15 protein-coding genes are annotated in these 18,481 nt (G+C 71.1%); 9 read left to right on the top strand and 6 right to left on the bottom strand.

The window, feature by feature from the left end:
• Positions 1 to 74: 74 nt before the first annotated feature.
• Together purQ and purL are read left to right on the top strand one after the other, a co-directional pair.
• Positions 75 to 755, top strand: a complete 681-nt coding sequence (gene purQ / locus FXF51_RS46985; protein ID WP_148441304.1) for a phosphoribosylformylglycinamidine synthase subunit PurQ — start codon at positions 75 to 77, stop codon at positions 753 to 755.
• Positions 752 to 3,001, top strand: coding sequence for a phosphoribosylformylglycinamidine synthase subunit PurL (purL, locus tag FXF51_RS46980; RefSeq protein WP_148441303.1), 2,250 nt, complete (start codon positions 752 to 754; stop codon positions 2,999 to 3,001). The genes purQ and purL overlap by 4 nt, the downstream gene beginning before the upstream one ends.
• A 54-nt stretch (positions 3,002 to 3,055) precedes the next feature.
• On the opposite strand, the gene FXF51_RS46975 is transcribed toward purL, so the two are convergent.
• Entirely contained in the window at positions 3,056 to 3,919 is an 864-nt protein-coding gene (locus FXF51_RS46975) for a collagen-like protein (RefSeq protein ID WP_222871786.1), read from the bottom strand.
• A 198-nt stretch (positions 3,920 to 4,117) separates the two neighbouring features.
• On the opposite strand from FXF51_RS46975, the gene FXF51_RS46970 reads away from it, so the two are divergent.
• The 3 genes from FXF51_RS46970 to FXF51_RS46960 are packed head-to-tail and all read left to right on the top strand — an operon-like array spanning position 4,118 to position 8,350.
• The gene (locus FXF51_RS46970; protein ID WP_262380301.1) at positions 4,118 to 6,139 is read left to right on the top strand and encodes an adenylate/guanylate cyclase domain-containing protein; all 2,022 of its coding nucleotides are present in this window, start codon (positions 4,118 to 4,120) and stop codon (positions 6,137 to 6,139) included.
• 33 nt (positions 6,140 to 6,172) lie between these two features.
• Complete coding sequence (locus tag FXF51_RS46965; protein WP_148441302.1) at positions 6,173 to 6,835, top strand: Crp/Fnr family transcriptional regulator; 663 nt, start codon at positions 6,173 to 6,175, stop codon at positions 6,833 to 6,835.
• 45 nt (positions 6,836 to 6,880) lie between these two features.
• Entirely contained in the window at positions 6,881 to 8,350 is a 1,470-nt protein-coding gene (locus tag FXF51_RS46960) for an MFS transporter (protein ID WP_148441301.1), read from the top strand.
• Here FXF51_RS46960 and FXF51_RS46955 read toward each other — a convergent pair.
• Positions 8,311 to 9,057, bottom strand: coding sequence for a methylenetetrahydrofolate reductase (locus FXF51_RS46955; RefSeq protein ID WP_148441300.1), 747 nt, complete (start codon positions 9,055 to 9,057; stop codon positions 8,311 to 8,313). The genes FXF51_RS46960 and FXF51_RS46955 overlap by 40 nt on opposite strands.
• Positions 9,058 to 9,067: 10 nt before the next feature.
• Positions 9,068 to 9,712, bottom strand: coding sequence for a TetR/AcrR family transcriptional regulator (locus tag FXF51_RS46950; RefSeq protein ID WP_262380307.1), 645 nt, complete (start codon positions 9,710 to 9,712; stop codon positions 9,068 to 9,070).
• A 72-nt stretch (positions 9,713 to 9,784) separates the two neighbouring features.
• Between FXF51_RS46950 and FXF51_RS46945 the strand changes: the two genes are divergently transcribed.
• Positions 9,785 to 11,200 carry an MFS transporter gene (locus FXF51_RS46945; RefSeq protein WP_148441298.1) on the top strand — a complete coding sequence of 472 codons (1,416 nt, stop codon included), beginning with the start codon at positions 9,785 to 9,787 and terminating at the stop codon, positions 11,198 to 11,200.
• Here FXF51_RS46945 and FXF51_RS46940 read toward each other — a convergent pair.
• Together FXF51_RS46940 and FXF51_RS46935 are read right to left on the bottom strand one after the other, a co-directional pair.
• A complete protein-coding gene (locus FXF51_RS46940; protein WP_148441297.1) occupies positions 11,158 to 13,041 on the bottom strand; it encodes an ABC transporter ATP-binding protein in 1,884 nt (627 codons plus the stop codon). The genes FXF51_RS46945 and FXF51_RS46940 overlap by 43 nt on opposite strands.
• Positions 13,042 to 13,075: 34 nt before the next feature.
• Complete coding sequence (locus FXF51_RS46935) at positions 13,076 to 15,151, bottom strand: PhoX family protein (RefSeq protein WP_148441296.1); 2,076 nt, start codon at positions 15,149 to 15,151, stop codon at positions 13,076 to 13,078.
• Between the two features lie 129 nt (positions 15,152 to 15,280).
• On the opposite strand from FXF51_RS46935, the gene FXF51_RS46930 reads away from it, so the two are divergent.
• The gene (locus FXF51_RS46930) at positions 15,281 to 15,703 is read left to right on the top strand and encodes a sterol carrier family protein (RefSeq protein WP_148441295.1); all 423 of its coding nucleotides are present in this window, start codon (positions 15,281 to 15,283) and stop codon (positions 15,701 to 15,703) included.
• Here FXF51_RS46930 and FXF51_RS46925 read toward each other — a convergent pair.
• A complete protein-coding gene (locus tag FXF51_RS46925) occupies positions 15,700 to 17,043 on the bottom strand; it encodes a DUF4190 domain-containing protein (protein ID WP_148441294.1) in 1,344 nt (447 codons plus the stop codon). The genes FXF51_RS46930 and FXF51_RS46925 overlap by 4 nt on opposite strands.
• A gap of 141 nt (positions 17,044 to 17,184) precedes the next feature.
• On the opposite strand from FXF51_RS46925, the gene FXF51_RS46920 reads away from it, so the two are divergent.
• On the top strand, positions 17,185 to 17,607 hold the full coding sequence (locus FXF51_RS46920) for a MarR family winged helix-turn-helix transcriptional regulator (protein WP_148441293.1): 423 nt from the start codon (positions 17,185 to 17,187) through the stop codon (positions 17,605 to 17,607).
• Between the two features lie 81 nt (positions 17,608 to 17,688).
• Positions 17,689 to 18,432: an SDR family NAD(P)-dependent oxidoreductase gene (locus tag FXF51_RS46915; RefSeq protein WP_148441292.1), complete on the top strand. Its 744-nt coding sequence runs from the start codon at positions 17,689 to 17,691 to the stop codon at positions 18,430 to 18,432.
• Positions 18,433 to 18,481 lie beyond the last annotated feature (49 nt).

Here is an 18,481-nt window from a genome sequence, read left to right as displayed (position 1 = left end):
AACCTGATGACACCGCCGTCCGCCCCGAAGGGACGGTGGTGCGCGCGCGCATTCCTCCGGAGGGGACGACAGTCATGAGCGCTGCCCGTGTGGGCGTAGTCACGTTTCCAGGAACTCTCGACGACCAGGACGCCGCAAGAGCCGTTCGCCTGGTGGGCGCGGAGGCGGTCCCACTGTGGCACGCCGACCACGACCTGAAGGGGGTCGACGCCGTCTTCCTGCCCGGCGGCTTCTCCTACGGCGACTACCTGCGCTGCGGAGCCATCTCGCGCTTCGCGCCGCTCATGGAGGAGCTCGTCCCCGCCGCAAGAGCGGGGCTGCCCGTGATCGGCACCTGCAACGGGTTCCAGATCCTGTGCGAGGCGCACCTGCTGCCCGGCGCGCTGACCCGTAACGCCTCGCTGCACTACGTCTGCCGCGACCAGCGGCTCAAGGTCGAGCAGCCCGCCACCGCCTGGACGAACTCGTTCACCCCCGGTCAGGAGATCGTGCTGCCGATCAAGCACGGCGAGGGCCGCTACGTGGCCTCCGACGACACGCTGGCCGCGCTGGAGGCGGGCGGTCACGTGGTGTTCCGCTACGTCGGCAACCCCAACGGCTCGCTCAACGACATCGCCGGCATCCGCAACGAGGCGGGCAACGTGGTCGGCCTCATGCCGCACCCCGAGCACGCCGTCGAGGAGCTGGTCGGCGCGCCCAGCACCGACGGCCTCGGCATCTTCACCTCCATCCTGAAGAACCTGGTGAACGCATGACAGACAGTGTGAAGCGGGCGGCGGAGACTCCCGACGAGCCGATGCCCTTCGCCGAGCTGGGGATGAAGCAGGACGAGTACGACCGGGTCAAGGAGATCCTGGGCCGCCGTCCCACCGGCTCCGAGCTGGCCATCTACAGCGTCATGTGGTCCGAGCACTGCTCGTACAAGTCGTCCAAGGTGCACCTGAAGCAGTTCGCCACCAAGGCGCCCAAGTCCGAGGCGCTGCTCGTGGGCATGGGCGAGAACGCCGGCGTGGTGGACATCGGCGACGGCTGGGCGGCCACGTTCAAGATCGAGAGCCACAACCACCCGTCCTACGTCGAGCCGCACCAGGGCGCCGCCACCGGCGTCGGCGGGATCGTGCGCGACATCATGTCGATGGGCGCGCGCCCCATCGCCGTCATGGACGCGCTGCGCTTCGGCGCCGCCGACGCCGTGGACACCCGCCGGGTGCTGCCCGGCGTGGTGGAGGGCATCAGCAGCTACGGCAACTGCCTGGGCCTGCCCAACATCGGCGGCGAGGTCGTCTTCGACCCCTGCTACATCGGCAACCCGCTGGTCAACGCGCTGTGCGTGGGCCTGCTGCGCAAGGACCAGATCAAGCTGGCCACCGCGCCGGGCCCCGGCAACAAGGTGGTCCTGTTCGGCGCGTCCACCGGCCCCGACGGCATCGGCGGCGCGTCCGTGCTGGCCAGCGCCACGTTCGAGGACGAGTCGCAGGCCAAGCGGCCCGCCGTGCAGGTCGGCGACCCGTTCATGGAGAAGCTGCTCATCGAGTGCTGCCTGGAGCTGTACGCGGCCGACGTGGTCGTCGGCATCCAGGACCTCGGCGCGGCCGGCGTCTCCTGCGCCACCACCGAGCTGGCCGCCAAGGGCACCGGCGGCATGACCGTCGACCTCAACCTGGTCCCGCTGCGCGACCCCTCGCTCAGGCCCGAGGAAATCCTCATGAGCGAGTCGCAGGAACGCATGATGGCCGTCGTCCGCCCGGACGACATCGCGGCGTTCATGGCGATCTGCGAGCGGTGGGACGTGCCCGCCACCGTCATCGGCGAGGTCACCGACACCGGCCGCCTCGTCATGACCTGGGACGGCGAGATCATCGTGGACATCCCGCCGGGCACCGCCGCCGACGACGGCCCCGTCTACGAGCGGCCCTTCCACGAGCCCGCCGGGCAGGCCGCGCTCAACGGCGACACGCCCGACCGGCTGGAGCGGCCCGCCGACCTGCGGGCCACCCTGCTCAAGCTGCTCGGCTCGCCCAACCTCGCCTCCAAGGCGTGGGTGACCGACCAGTACGACCGGTACGTGCGCTCCAACACCGTGCTGGCCCAGCCGGCCGACGCGGGCATGCTGCGCATCTCCGAGGTGATCGAGGGTGCCGAGCCGACGACGCGGGGCATCGCGCTGTCCACTGACGGCAACGGCCGCTACGCCAAGCTCGACCCGTACGCGGGGGCGCAGCTCGCGCTCGCCGAGGCGTACCGGAACGTGGCCGTGACCGGCGCCAAGCCCCTGGCCGTCACCAACTGCCTCAACTTCGGCTCCCCCGAGGACCCCGAGGTCATGTGGCAGTTCGCCGAGGCCACCCGCGGCCTGGCCGACGCCTGCAAGGCGCTCGGCGTGCCCGTCACCGGCGGGAACGTCTCCTTCTACAACCAGACCGGCTCCACCGCCATCCACCCGACGCCCGTCGTGGGCGTGCTCGGCGTCATCGACGACGTGGCCAAGCGGGTGCCGTCCGGGTTCACCGCCGAGGGGCTGCGGGTCGTGCTGCTCGGCGACACCGGCGCCGAGTTCGGCGGCTCCGAGTGGGCCCACGTCGAGCACCATCACCTGGGCGGGCTGCCGCCGCACGCCGACCTGGAGGCCGAGCAGGCGCTGGGCACCGTGCTGGTGGAGGCCGCCAGGCGGGGGCTGCTGGACGGGTCGCACGACCTGTCGGACGGCGGGCTGGCCATCGCGCTGGCCGAGTCGTGCCTGGCCCGGGGGGTGGGGGCCGAGGTCGAGCTGACCGGTGACGCGTTCACCGATCTGTTCAGCGAGTCTGCGGCTCGGGCGCTCGTCGTGGTGCGGCCTGAGGCTTATGAGGAGTTCGCGTCGTTGTGCGGGCGGCATGATGTGCCGTGCTACGGGCTCGGGGTGACCGGCGGGGAGTCGCTGGTCGTCAAGGACGCGTTCGAGATCTCCGTCGAGGAGTTGCGGGGGGCGCACACGGCTGCGCTTCCTGCGCTGTTCGGCTGACGGGTTTTTCAGGAGGGCCGGTACGGGGTTCCGTGCCGGCCCTTCTGCGTGTCGTTACGCCTTCTTCAGGCAGACGACGTAGACGGTGCCGCTGACGCTGGTGCCGTTGTTGCCGCCGCCGTGGGTGTAGGTCTCGGCCTGGGCGGAGGGCGAGGCCGACGGGGCGGCGGCCTGCCGGTCGTAGTCGTTGCCGCCGCCGTTGTCATCCTTGGCCACGGTGACGGTCCAGCTGTTGCCGGAGGAGGGCGCGCTGCCGGTGACGACCGCGTTCTTGAGCGTGCCGAACGAGAAGCCGCCGCCGGTCACCAGGCCGCCGCTGCCGCAGCTCACCGTCTCGGAGCCGGTGCTCCTGATGGAGTCCTGCTTGATGTAGGTGGTGTAGTTGGCGCCGCTGCCGGGGTCGCCCTTGGGCCCCTCGGGGCCGCGCGGGCCGGTGTCGCCCTTGGGACCCTGCGGGCCGGTGGCACCGGTCTTGCCGTCCTTACCTGGCAGGCCGTCCTTGCCGTCCTTGCCGGGCAGCCCGTCCTTGCCGTCCTCGCCCTTGGGACCCTGCGGGCCCGCGACGCCCTGCTTGCCCTGCGGCCCGACCGGTCCGGTCTCGCCCTTGGGTCCCTGGACGCCCTGCTTGCCCTGCGGGCCCGCCGGGCCGCGCTCGCCCTGGCGGCCCTGCTCGCCCGTCTGGACGGTGGTGGTCGAGGTGGCGGAGCCGCCGATCAGGATCCGCTCCTCCGTCTTCCTGCACTTCGTCGTCGGGTTGACGATGCGCGCGTACCGCGTCTTCTTGTGCACGCAGGCGTGCACCTCGGAGGCGGCGGCGGACGAGGCGGTGGCGACGCCGCCCACGGTGAGGAGCGAGGCGGCCAGCGCCCCGACGGCGGCGAGCGTGATCGTGCGCCCGCCTCGAACCTTGATAGCCACGGCTTTCCTTCCAGAGGAACGAGTGATGCTCATGTGGTGCATGAGATTCACGCTTCGACCGTTCCAATGGATGACAGTAACTACATAACGTATCTGTCACAAAACGGAGGGTTACTGACCAGTTTGACGGATTGTCGCGAACTCGGGTGAGTAAAACGACGCATTGGAGACAGCGATCTCGCGTGGATAATCGGGTCTGTGCCAACGCCCGGTCCCTCGCCCTACCTTCCCCCGGCCACCCAGCCCGTGCGCGGCGTGGTCTGGGCCATCCACCTGATCCTGCCGCTGCTCGGCCTCTGGCTGCTGCTGGCCCAGCCGCACATCAACGTCTTCTGGCAGCACAACGCCAGCCACTTCTGGCTGATCGTCCTGGTGGCGGGCGTCAACGTGGTGCTCGGCGTGCTCATCAGCGAGGCCTCCAGACGCCGCCAGGACGCGCGGCTCTTCCTGGTCTCCATGGTCTTCCTGACCAGCGCCGGGTTCTTCTTCCTGCACGGCCTGGCCACGCCGAAGGTCATCCTGCCCACCGGGTCCGTCGGGTTCGACCTCGGGCAGCAGGTGGGGCTCTCGATCGCCTCGGTGTTCGCGCTCGCCTCGGCGCTGCCGCTGCGGGAGCGGGCCGCCAAGGCGGTGCTGGGGTCGCAGCACTTCATCCGGGGGGCGCTGCTCGGGTTCCTGCTGCTCTGGGGGCTCGTGTCGCTGATCCCCGGCCTGACGCCGCTGAGCGAGCCGCCGATGGTCTCGCCGATGGACTGGCTGGTGTGGGCGTCGGTGCCCGGCCTGCTGGCGTACGGGGCGGCCAGCGTGATGATGTTCCTGCTGCACCGCCAGCGGCCGGCGGCGATGCTGATCAGCCTGATCACCGCGTACGCGCTGCTGGCCGAGTCGATGATCGCGGGCATGTCGCAGCTCAACTGGCACCTGTCCTGGTGGGAGTGGCACATCCTGCTCACGCTGGCCTTCGTGTTCGTCGCCTACAGCGCGTACCTGCAGTTCAGGCGAGAGGGGTCGAGCGCGGGCCTGTTCGACTCGGTGGCGCTGGCGGCGACCGTCCGGCGCATCCAGCGCGACTACGACGAGGCGCTGGAGGAGCTGGTCGAGCACGTACGCAGGGGCGAGCCGCTGGCCGCGACCCGGCTGTCGGGCAAGTTCCGGCTCAACGAGGGCCAGGCGGCGGTGCTCGACCGGGCGGGCGAGGCCCTCGCCAACGAGCGGGAGCTGTCGGAGCGGCTGGCCGCGCTGGTGTCGGTGAGCGCGCAGACCAAGGTCGGGCTGCCGGAGAACGAGCTGCTGACGGTGTCGCTGGAGCGGGTGCGGCAGGCGTACGGCGACGTCAAGATCGCCTTGGTCTCGGAGGGGAGGACGCAGATCGGCTCGCGCGACTACGCGTTCACCGACGGCAACCCGATCAGGCGCGACCAGCTCCTGGCCTTCCCGCTGACCGTCAAGGGCAACCTGGCGGGCGTGCTGGAGGTGCCGGTCGGACGCACCAGCCAGGACGAGGCGCTGGCCGCCACACTGGCCGGGCAACTGTCGATCTCGCTGGAGAACGCCCGCCTCTACCAGGAGCTGCACACGCTCTTCCACCAGTACATGTCGCCCGACGTGGCCAACGCGCTGCTCGCAGACCCCGCGCAGGCGGCGCTGGGCGGCCAGCTCAAGGAGCTGACCGCGCTGTTCGCCGACCTCAAGGGCTTCACCACGTTCTCGGAGAAGGTCACGCCGGGCGAGATCGTCGAGATGCTGAACCGCTACCACACGGCCGCCGTCCCCTGCATCCTGAACAACGGCGGCACGATCGTGCAGTTCGTCGGCGACGCGCTGCTGGCCCTGTTCAACGCGCCCGCCACGCAGGACGGGCACGCGCGGCAGGCCTGCAAGGCGGCGCTGCAGATGCAGCGGGCCGCCGCCGAGATCGCCGAGGAGATGGCCTGGAGGGTCGACACGGTCGAGTGGCCGACGTTCCGGGTGGGCGTCAACACCGGGCCCGCGCTGGTCGGCAACATCGGCAGCCCCGAGCTGCGCGGCTTCAACGCCATGGGCGACGCCGTGAACGTGGCCGCCAGGCTCCAGACGCTGGCCGAGCCGGGCACGGTGGTCATCGGGGATACCACTTTCCGGCAACTGGGCGACGGGGCGAAGGTGAATCCGCTGGGCCCGCTCAACCTCAAGGGCAAGGAGGAGCTCGTCACGGCGTACGTTCTGACCGAAATGACATAGTGGGACGGTGCGCGTACCGACATAATCGGGCGCATGGATTCAGAGCCGGGCGAGTTCCTGACCATGCTCACGCCCGAGGAGGTCGAGGCGCTGCGCTCGGCCGGTCGGCTGCGGCGCTGGGACCGGGGCACGACCATCATGACCGAGGGCGACACGTCCGACTGGGTGCTCGTGCTGATGGAGGGCCGGGTCAAGTGCTCCTCCCACACGAGCGGCGGCACCGAGGTGGTGCTGGCCGTGCGCGGGCCTGGCGCGCTGCTCGGCGAGCTGTCGGCGATCGACGGCTCACCCCGCTCGACCACCGTGACCGCGCTGGAGCCGATCTCCGGCATCGTGGTGCGTGACTTCACCTCCTTCCTGGAGAGCCACGGGCGCATCGCCGTCCTGCTCATGCAGCTCATCAGCAACAAGCTGCGCGACTCCGACCGCAAGCGCATCGAGTACGGCGCGTTCGACACCACGGGCCGGGTGGCGACGCGGCTGCTGGAGCTGGCCGACCGGTACGGCGAGAAGACCAACAGCGGCGTGCGCGTGGCGCTGCCCCTGTCGCAGGACGAGCTGGCCGGGTGGACCGGTGCCTCCCGCGAGGCCGTCAGCAAGGCGCTGCGCACGCTGCGCGACCGGGGCCTGATCGAGACGGGCAGGCGGCGCGTGGTGATCCACGACCTCGAAGGGTTGCGCAAGCGAGCGAGGTGACCCCTGGGGCGAAACCGGACGTACGCCGTACGTCATAGTGGAGGCATGGTCGCGGTCACCCCCCAGGACGACACCCGGATGCGCTACGCCTGGCGGGTGTGCGCGGTCACCAGCCTGGGCCTCGTCCTCATCGGCATCGCAGGCAGCACCCTGAACGTGGCGCTGCCGACCGTGGTGCGGCACTTCCACGCGGACGCGCTGGAGTCGAACTGGATCCTCCTGTCGTTCCTGCTGGTCAACACGGCGAGCCTGGTGTTCTTCGGCCGCGTGGCCGACCTGCTCGGCAGGCGGGAGGTGTACCTGACGGGGTTCGCGCTGTTCACCGTGGCCTCGTTGCTGGCCGGGCTGTCGCCGAACGTGTGGTTCCTGATCGCGATGCGCGTCTTACAGGCGATCGGCGCCGCCATGATCCTCGCGAACGGCACCGTGATCATCACCGACGCGTTCCCGCCCGAGCGGCTCAGCCAGGGCATGGGCGTCTACATCGGCACGCTGTCGGTGGCCCAGCTCGCCGGGCCCACCCTGGGCGGCCTGATCGCCGAGGCGGCCGGCTGGCAGTGGATCTTCTGGGTGAACGTGCCCGCCGGGCTCCTGGCGCTCGGCGTGGGCGCGGCGATCTTACGCAAGGTGCCCAGGCAGCCGAGGGAGCCGGTGGACGCGCTGGGCAACGTGCTGGTGTTCGCGGCGCTGTCGGCGCTGCTGCTGGCGCTGTCCACGGCGGGGTCGAGCGGGCCGTTCAGCCCCGTGGTGCTGGCGGGCGCCGGCGTCTTCGCGGTGCTGGTGCCGCTGATCGTGCTGGCCGAGCGGCGGGCCCCCAACCCGGTACTGGACCTGCGGCTGTTCGGCGGACGGCTGCTGACCTACGCGAACCTGGCCTCGTTCTGCAACGCCCTGGCCCGCTCCGCGCTGATCCTCGTGGTCGCGCTGTACTTCCAGGCCGCCAGGGGCGTGGACGCGTTCACGGCGGGGCTGAGCGTGCTGCCCGTGCCGGTCGGGATCGGGCTGGCCTCGCCGATCGTGGGCGCGCTGGGGAGCAGGGTGTCGCCGTACGCGCTGTCGATCGGCGGCGCGGTGCTCAGCGCGGCCGGGCTCGGCACGCTGATGCTGACGGCCGATCCCGCGACGCCGTACTGGGTGATCGGGATCAGCCTGTTCGTGGCGGGCTGCGGCAGCGGAACCTTCCTGACGGGCAACACCACGCAGGTCATGCGGGCGTTGCCGCCCGGCAGCCTGGGCGTGGTCAACGGCTTCCGCGTCATGGTGATGAACGTCGGCATCGTGATCAGCGTCGGCCTGTCACTGAGCATGCTGACCGCCTCTGTGGGACCCGGCGTGCGGGCCCAGGTGTACGCCGGAACCCTGTCCACGCTGTCACCGGTGGCGGTGGGCCAGCTCATGGACGGGTTCCAGCGGGCGTACGCGGTGCTGTTCGGCGTCGCGCTGCTCGGCGCGGTCCTCGCGGCCTTCGCCCGGCCTCAGAGAGCGGCGGCCAGGCGGGACTCGACGTCGCGGTAGCGGGCGACGGGGACGAGGTGCACGCCGGCGAAGGCGCCGGTGTCGCGCAGGGCCAGCACCTGCTCGCAGGCCGCCTCCACGCCCGCCATGCGGTCGGCCGCCACCGCCTCGACGAGCCGCTCGGGCAGGGCGATGTCCGGGATGGCGGCGGCCAGGGTGCGGGCGTGCCGCTCGCTGGCCAGCACCATGACGCCGGCGTAGACGGGCACCTCGACCGGGTGCTCCTCGCGCCAGCGGAGCTGCTCCTCCACCGAGAAGCTGACCTGGGAGAACAGGAAGTCTGCCGTACGCTTCCAGGCGGGCAGCGGGCGCAGCCCGGCGGCGGCCCCCACGCGGAAGGCCGGCGAGAAGTCGCGCGCCTCCTCGATCATCGAGCGCACGGTCAGGTCGCTGGTCCGGTTGCCGCTGGTCGGCTTGTCGCCGTAGACGAACAGGAACTGGTCGACCCCGTACGCCGCCGCCGTCAGCAGGTCGCGGCGGAAGCCGAGCAGGTTGCGGTCGCGCGAGTTGAGGCAGGCGATGCCGCGCCCGCCCATCGCCTCGACCTCGTGGGCCACGGCCACGCTGGAGACGGTGGCGCGGCCGATGTGGTTGTCGGGGATGAGGAACCCGTGGGCGATCTTGCTCATGGTGCCGATCTGGTGCCGTACGTGCTTCAGATCGGGCTTGGTCGGCGGTTCGATCTCGCAGATCAGCTCAAAGGGCATGATCACGACTCTAACGTCCGGCCGCGAGCGCCTCTATGCCGCTCAGCACGAGATCGACGCCGAAGGTGTCGTACAACATCGGGTCCGTGCCGCCCACCAGCGGCCCGGCCATCTCCACCAGGTGCGGGTACCTGTCCACGGGCAGCGTCTGCAGCCCGACCTGCTTGGCCCTGACGCGCTCCGCCCGGTCGGGCTCGGCCGCCCCGTGGACCGGGGCGTCGGCGATGGCGATGGCGCTCTGCAGCAGGTACTTGGTGATGAGGCAGCTCTCGTCCACGCCGAACCCGGCGGTGCGGGCCAGGCCGAGCGCGAGGTCCCAGACGGCCAGGAAGTTGGGCACCGCGACGGGGTCGATCTGCTCCAGCACGTTCTTGGCGCAGGGGTGCGTGCGTAGCGCCCTGATCAGGCCCTCGGTCAGGTCGCGGAGCTGGGCCTGCCAGGGGCGCTCGTCGGCGGGCTCGGGCGCGAAGCCGCCGATGAGGTGGTCGGCCATGCCGACCAGCAGTTGCTCCTTGTTCTTGTAGTGCCAGTAGAGCGCCATCGGGGTCACGCCGAGGTCCGTGGCCAGGCGGCGGATGGTCACGGCGTCGATGCCTTCGGTGTCGCCGATCTCCAGGGCCCGTTCCGCGATGGCCTGCGCGGTCAGTTTTCCCATCACGGTTGACAACTATACGCCGTACAAGTTCCACTATACGACGTACAAGTACGCTGTATAGGAGGCGCCGCCATGCGCTGGTGGGCATTGGTCGCTGTGACCTTGGGCACATTCATGACTTATCTGGATAACAACGTGGGGAACGTCGCATTGCCCACGATCCAACGGGAACTGGGGCTGACCATCTCCGGGCTGGAATGGATCATGAGCTCCTACATCCTGGTCTTCGCCGGCCTCATGCTGGCCGGCGGGCGGCTCGCGGACGTGCTGGGCGCCCGCAGGGTGTTCCTCGGCGGGCTGGCCGTCTTCACGCTGGCCTCGCTGGCCGCCGGGCTGGCCACCTCGGGCGGGATGCTGATCGCCGCGCGGGCCGTGCAGGGCGTCGGCGCCGCGCTGCTGACCCCGACCACGCTGTCGTTGATCAGTCAGATCTTCCCCGACCCCGCCGAGCGCGGCAGGGCGGTGGGCATCTGGAGCGCCTCGGGCGCGCTGTCCATGGCGCTCGGTCCCACCCTGGGCGGTTTCATCAGCGAGAACCTGCACTGGGGCTGGATCTACCTGATCAACGTGCCGATCGGCGTGGTCACCGGCGGGCTCGCGCTGTGGGCCGTGCGGCCCGCCTTCACGCGGGTGCGCCGCAGTCTCGACCTGCCTGGCCTGGCCCTGTCGGCGCTGGCCCTGTTCGCGCTGACGTTCGCGCTCATCGAGGGCGGGAGCCTCGGCTGGGCCTCGGCGCCGATCCTGGCCGCGTTCGGCGTGTTCGCGGCGGCGGTCGCCGGCTTCCTGGCGGTCGAGACGCGGGCTGCGGAGCCGATGATCGCGGTCTCGCTGTTCAGGTCGCGCGTCTTCAGCGGCGGCGTGCTGACCAGCGGCATCTGGTCGTTCGGGGTGTTCGGCATCTACTTCTTCAGCGCCCTGTGGCTGCAGAACGTGCTCGGCTTCTCCCCCACGCAGGCCGGCGCCTCGTTCGTGCCGATGGCGGTCGTCATGGGCGTGATGGCGATCCTGTCGCAGCAGGTCAGCGCGCGGCTCGGGATCGGCCGCACGGTCGCGCTCGGGATGGCGCTGATGGGCTCCGCGATCTTCCTGCTCTCCCGCGTCGGGGCCGGCGGCGACTACGCGGACGTGGCGCCCTGGTTCATCCTGTACGGCCTCGGCGGCGGCCTGCTCGTCCCCCTGACCTCCGCCGTGCTCAACGGCATGCCCAAGGAGCGCTCAGGCGTCGCCTCGGGCGTGCTCAACGTCTCCCGCGAGGTCTTCGGCCTGCTCGGCATCACCGTGCTGGGGGCGCTGCTGACCGCCAGGCAGAACGCGAGCGGCCTGCCGCCGCTGCCCGCCTTCCTCGACGGCTACCAGTTCACGCTGGTCGTCGCCGCGGTCGTGGTGCTGGCGGCCATCCCGGTCGCGCTCTACTCGCTGCGCCCCCAGCCTGACGTCGAGGAGCCTCAGGCCGCCGCCACCCCGGAGGCCGTCGGGTCCTCGAACTGAGTGCGGTACAGCTCCTCGTAGCGGCCCCCGGCGGCGAGCAGCTCAGTGTGCGTGCCGCGCTCGGCGATCCGGCCGTCCTCGATCACCAGGATCAGGTCGGCGGCGCGGACGGTGGAGAGCCGGTGCGCGATCACCACGGCGGTCCTGCCTTCGAGCGCCTCGCCCAGCGCCGCCTGCACGGCCGCCTCGGAGGTGGAGTCGAGCGCCGCGGTGGCCTCGTCCAGGATCACCACCCGCGGCCTGGCCAGCAGCAGGCGGGCGATCGTGAGGCGCTGGCGCTCGCCGCCCGACAGCCGGTAGCCGCGCTCCCCCACCATCGTGTCGAGGCCGTCGGGCAGCGACCCGATGAGCGTGGCCAGCCGGGCGCGGGTGAGCGCGTCCCAGATCTCCTCCTCGCTCGCCTCCGGCCTGGCCAGCAGCAGGTTGGCGCGGATCGTGTCGTGGAAGAGGTGGCCGTCCTGGGTGACCATGCCGAGCGTGTCGCGGATCGAGTCGGCGCTCAGGTCGCGGACGTCCACGCCGCCCAGCCGCACGGCCCCGGAGTCGACGTCGTACAGGCGGGGCAGGAGCTGCGCGATCGTGGACTTGCCCGCGCCCGACGAGCCGACCAGCGCCACCATCTGCCCGGGTTCGGCCCGGAACGAGAGGCCGTGCAGCACCTCGACGCCGCCGCGCGTGTCGAGGGTGGCGACCTCCTCCAGCGAGGCCAGCGAGACCTTGTCGGCCGCGGGGTAGGCGAAGCGCACGTCGTCGAACTCGACCGCCACCGGGCCCTCCGGCACCTCGCGGGCGTCCGGCTTGTCCTGGATGAGCGGCTTGAGGTCGAGCACCTCGAAGACCCGCTCGAAGCTGACGATCGCGCTCATCACGTCCACGCGGGCGCTGGCCAGCGCGGTCAGCGGCGCGTACAGGCGGGTCAGCAGCATGGCCATGGCCACGACCGCGCCGGGGGCGAGCTGCCCGGCCAGGGCGTAGAAGCCGCCGAGGCCGTAGACGAGGGCCAGCGCCAGCGCCGAGACCAGCGTGAGCGCGGTGACGAAGGCCGACTGGGTCATGGCCGAGCGCACCCCGATGTCGCGCACCCGGCGGGCTCTGGCGGCGAACTCGGCCGACTCGTGCGCGGGCCGGCCGAACAGCTTGACCAGCGTCGCGCCCGGCGCGGAGAACCGCTCGGTCATCTGGGTGCCCATGGCCGCGTTGTGGTCGGCCGCCTCGCGCCGCAGCCGGGCGATCCTGGTGCCCATCCGCCGGGCCGGCAGCACGAACACGGGCAGGAGCAGCAGCGCCAGCAGCGTGATCTGCCAGGAGATGCCGATCATCGCGACGAGCGTCAGCAGGAGCGTCACGACGTTGCCCGCCACACCGGACAGCGTGTCGGTGAAGGCCCGCTGCGCGCCGATCACATCGTTGTTCAGCCGGCTGACCAGCGCGCCGGTGCGAGTGCGCATGAAGAACGCGACCGGCATGCGCTGCACGTGGTCGAAGACGGCCGTCCGCAGGTCGAGGATCAGGTCCTCGCCGAGGCCCGCCGACAGCCAGCGGTTCACCAGGCCGAGCCCCGCCTCCGCGATGGCCAGGCCCGCGATCGCCAGCGCCACCGCCACGACCACGCCGATCGGCTCGCCGGCGAAGATGGCGTCCACCACCCGGCCCGCCAGCAGCGGCGCCCCCACTGCTAGGCCCGCCATCACCACGCTGAGCAGCAGGAACAGCGTCAGCTTGCGGCGGTGCGGGCGCGCGAAGGCCCCGATGCGGCGGAGCGTCGCCCTGGACACAGGACGACGCTCCGGCCGGTCGTTCATCGAATACAGCTGGTGCCAGGCCGTCACTTCCATGCTCATGACATGGACGCTACGACCTCAAGTTAAGTCGAGGTCAAGCCCCGACCTTCTTGCCCCGCGCGTGCCAGACCACGGCCACCGACGGGCGCGGCTGGCTGCCCTCGCCGTCGGGCCAGCGGCTGCTGGGGGCCTCCGGGCTGGCGCCGTCGGTCTCACCCGGGTGCTGGACCGCCACGAAGACGCTGCGCTGATCGTCCGTGACGAGCGGGCCGCAGGTCTCGGCGCCCACCGGCACGGTGAGGAACTGGCGCACGTAGCCGCGCTCCTTGCCCCTGACCGGCATCACGAACAGGCCGTCGTTCGTGCCGAGCGCGTTGCCGTCCGTGGAGATCCAGAGGTTGCCGTCCTTGTCGAACGTCACGTTGTCCGGGCAGGAGATCGGCGAGACCTTGGTCTTGTCGAAGCCGGCGAAGTAGGTCGAGGCGTCGTTCGGATCGCCGCAGACCAGCGGCAGCGACCAGGCGAACGTCTTCTCGCCGGCGTCGTTGCGCCGCTCCACGATCTCCAGGACGTGGCCGTGCTTGTTCGAGGGGCGCGGGTTGGCCTCGTCCACCTGGGCCGCGGTGCGGTTGGTGTTGTTGGTCAGCGCCACGTAGACGCCGCCCGTGACCGGGTTGCGCTCCATGTCCTCGGGGCGGTCCATCTTCGTCGCGCCGCCCTTGACCTTGTCGGCGGCCGAACGGGTGTAGACCAGGACTTCCTGGGCGGTCATGCCGTCCACGAACGACTTGTCGCCCGAGACCAGCGGAAGCCACTCGCCCGAGCCGTCGAACTGGCCGTCGGAGGGCAGCTTGCCGGTGCCGTCGAGCTCGGCGGCCGGGCTGTCGCCGGTGAACTTGGCCACGTACAGGGTGCCCTCGTCCAGCAGGCCGCGGTTGTGCCGGTCGAAGCCGGGGATGTAGCGGTCCTTCGAGACGAACTTGTAGATGTACTCGAAGCGGCCGTCGTCACCCATGTAGACGACCAGGCGGCCGTCGCGGGCCAGGGTCGTGGTGGCGGCCTCGTGCGCGAAGCGGCCGAGCGCCGTGCGCTTGATCGGCGTGGAGTCGGGGTCGAACGGGTCGATCTCCACGATCCACCCGAACCTGTTGGCCTCGTTCGGGTGCTTGGCCAGGTCGAAGCGCTCCTCGACGCGGTCGAAGCGGCGGCTGGAGGACGGGGTGCCGGTGGTGATCGAGTACCGCGTAATGTACGGCTTCTGCGCCTCGGGGACCTTGTCGGCGTTGACGAAGTACTGGTTGAAGTTCTCCTCGGTGGTGAGCACCGTGCCCCACGGGGTGGTGCCGCCCGAGCAGTTGTTCAGCATGCCGACGGGCGTGGTGCCCCTCGGGTCGGCGGCCGTCTTCAGCAGGTCGCTGCCCGCGGCCGGGCCGGTGAACCGCATCTTGGTCTGCGCGGTGATGCGCCGGTTGTAGCGGCGGCGGCCCTTGGTGACCAGCTTCCACTCGCCCGTCCTGCCGGCCCGCTCGATCTCCACGACCGAGCCGCCGTGCGCGGCCAGACCGATCTTGATCTGCTCCTCGGTCGCCGCCGCGCCGCCGGTGTACCCGCGGAACATCAGGCTCTCGTCGGTGTACTCGTGGTTGACCCACATCAGCGCGCGGTCCCGGCCCATCGGGAAGACCGTCACGTAGTCGCAGTTGTAGCCGAACTGCTTGTTCTGGGCGTCGGCGCTCTGGTTGTCGAAGTCGAACTCCGGCGCGCCGGGCAGCACCGGGTCGCCCCAGCGCACGACCACGGAGGACTGGTAGCCGTCCGGGATGGTCAGCTTGTCATCCTTGTTCGGCTGTACGGCGGTGAAGCGGATGTCGCTGTCGCCGCTGCCGCCGTGCCTGGCGGCGTCCGCCTCGGGCTCGTCGGCCAGGGCGGGCACGGCGCCGGCCACGCCCGTGCCCACCACGATCGCGCCCAGCGCGCCCGCGCGCAGCACGCCACGGCGCGACAGCGCCTGCTTCACCACGTCGCCGAAGTAGGCGTTGTCAGTCGTGTTGGCCACGTCATGCGCGCACGCGTTGCCGCAGCGGAACTGACAGGTCAACGCGGATCGGCCACCTTTGTGCGGGGTCGAGAGCAGCGGCAGCAGCCGCCTCCCCGCGTTAGGGTTCGCCACAGGTCCTCCATATATGTGCGCGGTTATACCGCCGGGAGGTTACGGTCGCCGTCGAAACCTCAGGTGAACGACGACCTCCGTCTCGATGAACGCTTACCGGGAGAGAATGTAGGGGTGCCACCACGCAAGATGGATCAGGAAAAGCTGAGGGCCGCCCTCGACGGCCAGCTCGTCGCGCTCGACGAACCCCCTTACGACGGGCCCGCCTCCGCGCTGACGGCCGCGCTGGTGGCCGCCGTGCTGGCCGCCTACGAGCGCGGGCTGCGGCCCGAGCGCGACGCCGCCAGGATGGCGGTGCGTCACCTGCTGGACAGGCTGGCGAGCGCGGCGCCGGGCAGGACCGTCGAGGTGCGCGTGCCGCCGTACGCGGCCGTGCAGGCCATCGAGGGGCCCAGGCACACGCGCGGCACGCCGCCTAACGTGGTGGAGATGGATGGGCGGACCTGGATCGAGCTCGCGCTCGGGCGGTTGACGTGGGACGAGGCCATGGCCCGAGGCGCGATCTCGGCGAGCGGCTCCCGAGCCGACTTGTCCGGATATTTGCCGCTTTAGCGGGTGCCGCTCATCCAGGGGAACTTGCTCTCGAAGCACCGGTCCGCGAGCTGGCCCGGCAGGTGGGCGCACTCCTGGACCACGTTCCAGAACCAGATGGCCACGATCGCGAACAGGATCAGCGACAGGACGCTGATCGCGATGCCGGCGATGGCGCGGCCCTTGCCCGCGTGCTTGGCCAGCGCCACCCAGCCGAAGACGATCGACAGGATCGCGGTGATCAGGCCCGTGAAGCAGACGAAGACCAGGAACGGGCTGGCTACGCCGAGGACCAGTGAGGCGGTGGCCAGGCCGCTGCCTGGCCTGTCCTGCTCGTACTGGCCGTATTGACCGTACTGACCGTAGGGGCCCGACTGTCCTGGCTGGCCTGGCTGGCCTGGCTCGCCGTACGGGCTGGGCTGACCGTAGGGGCTGGGCTGGCCGTACTGGCCGGGTGGCGTGGGCTGGCCCGGTTGGCCGGATTGGCTGTGCTGGCTTGATTGGCCGTACTGGCCTGCTGGGGAGCCGTAGGGGGCTCCTGGAGGCGGGGGTGGCGGGTAGCCGGGCGGGCCGCCGTACGGGCTGGAGGGCGTCGTGCCCGGCACCGTCGGATCCTGCTCCGGCTGGTCGCCCTGCTCGTAGCGGGAGGGCTGCGGTTGGTCGCCCTGCTCGTAGCGGGACGGTTGCGGCTGGTCGCCCTGCTCGTACCGGGACGGTTCCGGCCGGGAGGGTGGCTCCTCCTGCGGCGGGCCGCCCCAGCCGGGGTAGGACGGGGTGGCGCCGGGGATCGGGTACGCCTGGGTGGCCTCCGCGTCGCCTCCCGTGGGCTGCGGGGTCTCGGGCGAGGTGGGCAGGTCGGGGTGGGACGGCTCGCCGACGGGCCTGGGCTCGTGCGTCGGCGGCACGTCGGGACGCGGCACCACGGGCGGGACGGGCGCGATCGGCTCCTCCTCCCCGGGCTCCCGCTCGTCCGGGGCCGCGCCGCCGGTGGGACCCGCGCCGGGCGGGCCGCCGGCTGACCACTCCTCAGGCTCCTGGTCACCACCCGTGGGCCCGCTCTCGTACGGACGCGGCTCGTACGGGCTCGCCCCGGACGGACGCGACTCGGACGGACGCGACTCGGACGGGCCCGGCTCGGGCGGGCCCGGCTCGGGCGGGCCCGGCTCGGGCGGGCCCGGCTCGGGCGGGCCCGGCTCGGGCGGACGGGACTCGGGTGGCCATTCGTCCTCCGGCAGCGTGCCCTCGCTCCACCACTCAGGCTCATGCTGAGGCGGCGCGCTCTCGGGCCGGCCCTCCTGCGGCCGGTCACCGTGCGGTCGCTGCCCTTCGCGGGGCTCGTTCGGGTCCTCAGGTGTGGTCACGTCTGCGTCTCCCGAGGGTCTGCATGCCGGATACTTCACCCTTTCGCGGAAGCCGTCGGCTAAACCACGCGACACGGTAAGACGACGCTCATCCTTGGGTCACCATGCGCCAAAGCACCAGGCGGGAGGCAAGATGAGTGCATGCTGGACGAGACCCTGACGTACGCGCTCATCAAGCTCATGAAGGCCCACCGCAACCAGCTCGCCGCCGCGCTGGTCCCGCTGGGCCTGCACGTGGGCCAGGAGCTGCTGCTCAACCAGCTCTGGCGCGAGGACGGCCTGACACAGGGCGACCTGATCGCCAGGCTGGGCGTCGAGCCGCCGACCGTCACGAAGACCCTCCAGCGCCTGGAGCGCGCGGGCATCGTCTACCGCGCCCCCGACCCCGACCGCCCCCGGATCGGCCGCGTCTACCTCACCGACACGGGTAAGGCCCTGCGCGAGCCGGTGCAGCAGGTGTGGAACCAGCTCGACGAGGATCTGCAGCGCGGCTTCACGCCTGAGGAGCGCGAGTTGCTCGCCAAGCTGCTGCGTGTCACGCCCGAAGGCCGCTTTCACTGCTAGCGAAACACCCTTGTACATCGGCATCCTCTGAAGTTAGCTGGCTAATTAGTCGGCTAAGTGAACTCAAAGAGGGCTACATCCATGCACGTACTCGTCACCGGCGGCTCGTCCGGCATCGGCGCCGCCACCGCGCTCGCGTACGCCAGAACGGGCGCGGACGTCACGATCTCCTACAACACGGGCGCCGACCGCGCCGCCGAGGTCGTCGAGCGCATCCAGGCCACGGGCGTCCGCGGCGCGGCCGTCCACCTCGACCTGGAGGACCACGCCACCATCGCGCCCGCCGTGGCGCAGGCGGGCCCCGTGGACGCGCTCGTCGCGAACGCCGTCCGCTGGGGGAACGTCCAGCCGGGCAGCGTGGCGTTCGAGGACGTCCCGGCCGCCGAGTGGTCCGCCATGATGCACGCCAACGTGGTCGGCAACGCCCTGCTCGCCGGGGCGGTGCTGCCGGAGATGCGGCGCAGGAAGTGGGGCCGGATCGTGCTCGTCTCCTCCGGCATCGGCGAGGAGGGCGTGCCCGGCCCAGGCCCGTACGGCACCGCGAAGATGGCCCTGCACGGCATGGCCAGAGCGCTGGCCTGGGAGGCGGGCAGGGACGGCATCCTGGTGAACGTGGCCGTCGCGGGCCTCACCGTCACCGGCGTCCGCCCGTTCCCGCAGGAGGTCCTCGACCGGCTCGCGGCCCGCACGCCCACCCGCAGGCTCTCCACCGCCGACGACATGGCCGCGCTGATCGTCTTCCTCGGGTCGGCGGCCAACCACAACCTCACGGGAGAGATCATCCGGGACGGTTCGAATGCGGGCAGGTCAGCCCACGCCCTCTGATTCAACCCCGGGTGTGCGAGCACGGAAGCGGCCGACCTAAACTGAGGCA

It is taken from the genome of Nonomuraea sp. PA05 (assembly GCF_008086045.1).
In the GTDB taxonomy this organism is placed as follows: Bacteria; Actinomycetota; Actinomycetes; order Streptosporangiales; family Streptosporangiaceae; genus Nonomuraea; species Nonomuraea monospora.
The sequence above is the reverse complement of the archived record's forward strand: the minus strand, read 5'-3'. Positions and strand labels throughout refer to the sequence as shown.